Raw genomic sequence first — 6,129 nt, 5'->3', positions numbered from 1 at the left:
AATAACACAACATTAACCATTTAAACTGCAACCTTATGAAACTTTATGTAACTATATTACTTTTCGTTTTTTCGTTAAAGACCTTTGCCCAAATACCACTTTTCCTCGAAAAAATAGTTGAAAACCCAAGGGAAATAGTATCTGCTACGGGGATTAAAGATTATTATTTAGCAGGTGAAAAAGTTAACGTGGTGGCATTCGTCAAAGAAACAGACACACATAAAGAAACACAATTAAGTATTCCTTTGTATGTTGACTTTATAGACTTAGCCAATGGTAAATTAATAAAACACTACATTTTAAAGTTGGAGAATGGAAATATTTCTCTTTCTTTTTCACTTCCATCAGATTTAGCGACTGGTAATTATCAAATAAGAGCTTATACTAATTGGATGCGAAATTTTTCAGATGATGGCTTTTTCAAACAAAACTTTACAGTTTTTTCTCAAAATTTTAAAGAAGAAATGTCTAACGTCAATAAACAAACTGATATTGATACTTTACTGATTCATGTAGAAGGAGGTTATTTAGTTAATGGGCTAAAGTCTAAAATTGCGATTGAAACCAAAGATAATTTTGGTTTAAAAATGAGTGTTCCATTTCTATTGATAAATAATAAAAACGATACTTTGGTTAACACAAAGACTGACACTTTGGGTCTTGCCGTTTTTGACATCGTTCCTAAATTTGATGAAAAGTATCAAGTTATTGTAAAAAACAAAACATTTCATCTGCCAAAAACAAAAACAGAAGGCTCTGTTTTGATGGTTGATAATTTCAGTAGTAAAGAAAAGATACGTGTTTTCATACAAAACAATAATGCTAAAAATGATTCAATTGGTTTGGTTTTAATGCAAAATGGTGAGCTAATTTATTGGAAATATTATCCAAATAATAAACCTTCTTTACTAATTAATATTCCTAAAAATGACTTAGAAGGTATCATACAATGTTATTTAGTTGATAAAAGTGGCATCGAATTAGGGGAACGTTCTATTGAAATCACATCGAGCGATGCTTCTACTGATATACTTACAAGGGATAGGGTTTTATTGACCAAACAACCTTCACATTCATTATTCCATAGCAAATCTCTTCCTTTTGCTATGGAAAAGGGTCTTTCTGTTTCTGGAAGAGTAAACCGCTTGAATGGCAAAGAACAAAAAAAGGAAATCCAGCTTTCAATGGTTTTGACTGCTCCGAAAGACGATACAACGAAACAAAAAACGACTCCATTTTTTATTACCTGCAAGGATAAGTTTGTTTTTGAAAACCTTGATTTTTATGGAAAAAAGAGGATAACGTTTGTTGCACCTAATAATACCATAACCTTGGATACTGCATTATCCATTCCGCCTATTTACAGACAAAAACTACCTATAAATTGGAAACTGGTAGATAAATCCTATGAGTTGGTTGAATTAGAAAAACGAAAAAATATCTTGATTTTAGAAAAGATTAGGAAAGAGCGAGAGAATATAATGCTCGAAGAAGTAGTGGTAAAAGCTAAAAAATTAGACCCTAACGCAATAAATGGTATATCACCTAATATAGTTTTGGACGAGAAAAGAGTTGTGAATGCCCCAAGTATGTCGAGTTTATTGTTTTCTATCATTCCCCCTCGTCAACGTAGGTTTGGTCCAGGGCTTAAAGTATTTATTGATACACAAGAATTAAGGCAAGAAGATATAGATAATATAGATTTTGATATTAGTCCTGCGAGTGTAGAGAAAGTTTTAGTTTTTGAAGAAATAATTCCTGTAACTTATGGGCGTGCAACTTGTGCCGTTGTCATAGTTCTACGTCGAGGTTTTAACTATAGTTTAAAACCTAATGAATCTTTTATCGTGACTGGGTATTACAAAGAGTAGGTTTTACTTTTTTGGTATCAAAATATTATAAAACTTTGTATTCTATTTTGAATAATCTTTCGTTAGAAACAATGAACCAAACACTCCAAGCAAGAGCAGAAATGCCACAAGGAGCTAACAAAGTCCTTGACCGTAGAAACATTGAAAATGCCTATTCGAGTCTGCTTGGTCTGCTCACGAGTGAACTGGCGGTGCTTGATGTGGGTTGTGGCTCGGGAGCAATTACTGCAGATATTGCTCAAAGAGTAAATGGGAAAGTTGTCGGTATTGATTTTAGTCAACATTTGATTGAATTGGCTCAGAAAAACTATGAGTATATTCCAAATCTGAGTTTTAGATTAGCCAATATCAATACTTATGTTTCGGACGAACCTTTTGATTTGGTTATTGCTGCCCGAACTTTACAATGGGTAAACAATCCTGTGGAAGTTGTTTCAAAAATGGTAGGTTTGTTGAAAAAAGGTGGAAAAATCTCAATTAATGACTATAACCATACAAAAATAGAATGGTCGCCCACTCCGCCAAAATCAATGTTAGATTTTTATGATGCGTTTCTTAATTGGCGAACTGATGCTGGTTTTGATAATCAGATTGCTGATAATTTACCTAATATTTATAAAGATTTAGGTTTCACAGACATAAATATTGTCGCTCAACATGAAACATCTGTGCGAGGCGAAGAAGACTTTGAAGCAAGCACCAGAATTTGGAGCATCGTGGCCGAAACCCGTGGCAAACAAGTGGTGCAAGATGGCTATTGTTCTGAGGAATTACGTTTGCAAGCAATCGAGGAGTATGATGCTTGGATTAAGAATGAAGCCCAAAGTATGAGGCTTTATTTATTGGCGGTGGAAGGGACAAAACTCGTTTAGTATTCATTTCATAGATTTATAATTTATAGACTTAATCCTCTTCAAATAAACAAACACCAAAATATTGTGATAAATTTGTATTTATTTATCACAATATTTCATGCTTTACCCCCAAAATATAGAACAAAAATTAGGCTTTGATAAAATCCGTGAACATATCGCCGAAGAATGCGTGAGTTCGCTTGGGCGTGCTTTTGTTGAAAAAATTCGCTTTTCTGACGACTTCAAAATCATTGATAGATTGATTCGTCAAGCTGCCGAGTTTAAGTTGATTTTACAAACCGAATCTGATTTCCCCGAACAAAATTATATTGATGTAAGCGAGGCCTTATCAAGAGCGGCCATTGAAGGTGCTTTTGTAAGTGAAGAACAATTTTTCGAGATTAAGCTTTCGCTTCGCACTATTCAGCAAATCATTCATTTCTTTAAACTCAAAGAAGAAACTATTTATCCTGAACTAAAAACGCTCGTCAAAAATTCACTTCCGATTGTAGAAGGTAAAGGTGGGGTTGATGGTTGGGCGACTGTTATTTCTCAAATTGATAAAATAATTGATGAACGAGGAAAAGTTCGAGACAATGCTTCTCCAGAATTACAAGATATCCGCCGTCGATTAATTTCCGAACAAAGTGATTTAAGAAAAACTTTGGAACGAATCCTTCGCACGGTTAGAAATAGTGGGTGGATTGGTGATGAAATGTCTTTGACAATTCGAGATGGTCGCATGGTCATTCCGATTTTGTCAGAGCATAAACGTAAGCTTAAAGGCTTCGTGCATGACGAGTCGGCAACTGGACAAATGGCATTCGTAGAGCCTGCCGAAGTGTTGGAAGCCAATAACGAAATTAGAGAATTGGAAGCTCGTGAACGTCGTGAAATTGTTAAGATTTTAGAACGACTAACAGATTTTGTACGTCCGCATGTACCAGCCTTACGCAAGGCTTATTTATTTCTTGGAATCATTGATTTTATTAGAGCCAAAGCAAAGTTTGCTTTAAATATTGATGCAACCGCACCGCTTTTGGTAGAAAGTCAAGCACTTGAATGGTACAGAGCAAAACATCCATTGCTGTTTTTATCTTTCAAAAAACAAGGAAAAAGTGTTATCCCATTAGGTATAAAGTTAGAAAAAGATAATCGAATAATTTTAGTTTCTGGGCCAAATGCTGGAGGAAAATCTGTTATGTTAAAAACCATTGGTTTAGTGCAATATATGGCTCAATGTGGTTTGCTCGTGCCTGTTTCGCCCGATTCAAAAGTAGGTGTTTTCAAAAATATATTTATTGATATTGGCGATGAACAAAGCATCGAAAATGATTTGAGTACGTATAGTTCGCATTTGACGAACATGAAATACTTTGTCAATTTTGCTAATAAAAACACTTTGTTTTTGATTGATGAATTTGGCACAGGAACTGAGCCAAGTTTAGGTGGAGCCATTGCTGAATCTATTTTGGAGCAATTACTCAAATCAAATGCTCATGGTGTAGTTAATACACATTATACTAATTTAAAGGTTTTTGCTGATAAAAATGCTGGCACTGTCAATGGTGCGATGAAATTTGATGCCGAACATTTAGAACCCCTTTACGAACTCGAAATTGGAAAACCCGGTAGTTCGTTTGCATTGGAGGTTGCTCAAAAGATTGGTCTTTCAAAACAAATTGTTGATAATGCCAAACGGAAGTTGGGTTCACAGCAAATTGATTTTGAAAAATTGATTAAAGAATTAGAGATTGAGAAAAAAGTGTTTTCTGAAAAAAACAAAGAGTTTATTGAAAAGAACCAAAAGCTCACAAATACACTCGAACAATACACTGGCTTGAAAAACTTTTTAGATACTGAAAAAAAGAAGATTTTAAATGAAGCCAAAGCACAAGCTAAAGAGTTATTGAAAGAAGCCAACAGAAAAATCGAAAATACGATTCGAGAAATAAAAGAAGGGAAAGCTGAAAAAGATGCTACAAAAATTTTGCGTCAAGAGCTTCAAACTTTTCAGGAACAAGAGCTAAAACTTCAGAAAGTTGAAGAGATTAAACAACCTGTTGGTGAAGAGTGGGAGGCAAGTAATGGTGAGATTTCAGTAAAAGACTTCGTTAGAATAAAAGGACAATCGACGATTGGTGAAGTGATTGCCTTGCGAGGAAAAGATGTGGAAGTTGCGATTGGTGATTTGAAAACAAATATCAAGCTCAATCGCCTTGAAAAGATGAGTAAGAAGGAATACAAAGAAGCAACTAAAGAGGTTGTGCGTCCAAAACTTTCAGGCATTGACATGAATGAAAAAATGCAGAACTTTAGCTTTAATGTTGACTTACGTGGCAAACGAAGTGAAGAGGCTTTAGGCGAAGTTGATAGCTTAATGAATGATGCCATTATGCTTGGCTACCCAGAACTCCGCATAGTTCATGGTAAAGGTGATGGAATTTTACGCACTCTCATTCGTCAACATTTGCGAACTTATAAACAAGTGGCTGGAACAACCGATGAACATGCCGATCGAGGAGGGCAGGGTGTTACCATTGTAAAAATGAAGTAAGGTAAATTAAGGAATGACGATTAACGAGTTACGAATTTAATTTTGCCTTATTTTAAAAAATATGCTTATCAATCTCTATGGCGATACTTTTTAAAATAGTAAATTTAATTTTTTAATATTAACCCCCTTCTATTCAACAATGAAAAAACTATTGATTTTAGCTCTTGCTGCTTGTAGTTCAATGGCTTATGCTCAGAAAGGCAAAACGGTAAAATTATTCGATGGAAAAACTACCAATGGCTGGCATACTTGGCATGAAACAACTGTGAAAGGTTGGCATGTAATGGATGGTGTATTGATGTCTCATGGTGGCAATGGAGACCTTGTAACAGATAAAGAATTTGAAGATTTTGAACTTACATTTGAGTTTAAGGCCGCTCCAAAAGGTAATAGTGGTGTAATTTATAAAGTTCTTGAAACACCTGAATTATCTGCTTCTTATATGTCAGGGCCTGAATATCAAATAATCGACGATAAAAATTATCCAGGAAAAATAAAGGATACTCAAAAAACTGCTGCAAATTATGATATGCAACCTGCTAATGATTTGACAATCGTTAAGGCTGCTGGTGAGTGGAATACTGGTAAAATATTAATCAAAGATAATCATGTTGAACATTGGCTTAATGGTAAAAAAGTAGTTGAATATGAATATGGTAGTACTGATTGGCTATCAATGGTAGCCAAAAGTAAATTTGCGGATTGGGTTTTTGCGAAACCTCATGCTAAAGGAAAAATCGCTTTGCAAGACCACGGCGATATGGTTTCTTTCCGAAATATTAAAATTAAAGAATTATAGGAAACAAAAAAAGGAGAGCTTGGGCTCTCCTTTTTTTAATTGGTCGTT

The 6,129-nt window shown here is 34.6% G+C and carries 4 protein-coding genes; all 4 read left to right on the top strand.

The window, feature by feature from the left end:
• Positions 1–35: 35 nt before the first annotated feature.
• The 4 genes from ACQUQZ_RS23815 to ACQUQZ_RS23800 all read left to right on the top strand — a co-directional run bounded on the left by ACQUQZ_RS23815 (position 36) and on the right by ACQUQZ_RS23800 (position 6,081).
• Entirely contained in the window at positions 36–1,871 is a 1,836-nt protein-coding gene (locus ACQUQZ_RS23815; protein WP_435357622.1) for a hypothetical protein, read from the top strand.
• A gap of 71 nt (positions 1,872–1,942) precedes the next feature.
• On the top strand, positions 1,943–2,743 hold the full coding sequence (locus ACQUQZ_RS23810; protein ID WP_435357621.1) for a class I SAM-dependent methyltransferase: 801 nt from the start codon (positions 1,943–1,945) through the stop codon (positions 2,741–2,743).
• Positions 2,744–2,843: 100 nt separating this feature from the next.
• Complete coding sequence (locus ACQUQZ_RS23805; RefSeq protein ID WP_435357620.1) at positions 2,844–5,282, top strand: endonuclease MutS2; 2,439 nt, start codon at positions 2,844–2,846, stop codon at positions 5,280–5,282.
• A gap of 139 nt (positions 5,283–5,421) precedes the next feature.
• Entirely contained in the window at positions 5,422–6,081 is a 660-nt protein-coding gene (locus ACQUQZ_RS23800) for a 3-keto-disaccharide hydrolase (RefSeq protein WP_435357619.1), read from the top strand.
• Positions 6,082–6,129 lie beyond the last annotated feature (48 nt).

This window comes from Emticicia sp. SJ17W-69, assembly GCF_051209875.1.
In the GTDB taxonomy this organism is placed as follows: Bacteria; Bacteroidota; Bacteroidia; order Cytophagales; family Spirosomataceae; genus Emticicia.
Note: the sequence above shows the minus strand (reverse complement) of the source record. Positions and strands in the feature narration are given on the sequence as shown.

Bases quoted from the DNA above. Each gene is read 5' to 3' on its own strand.
- ACQUQZ_RS23815 (WP_435357622.1), top strand. From the start codon at position 36: ATGAAACTTTATGTAACTATATTACTTTTCGTTTTTTCGTTAAAGACC.
- ACQUQZ_RS23800 (WP_435357619.1), top strand. From the start codon at position 5,422: ATGAAAAAACTATTGATTTTAGCTCTTGCTGCTTGTAGTTCAATGGCT.
- ACQUQZ_RS23810 (WP_435357621.1), top strand. From the start codon at position 1,943: ATGAACCAAACACTCCAAGCAAGAGCAGAAATGCCACAAGGAGCTAAC.
- ACQUQZ_RS23805 (WP_435357620.1), top strand. From the start codon at position 2,844: ATGCTTTACCCCCAAAATATAGAACAAAAATTAGGCTTTGATAAAATC.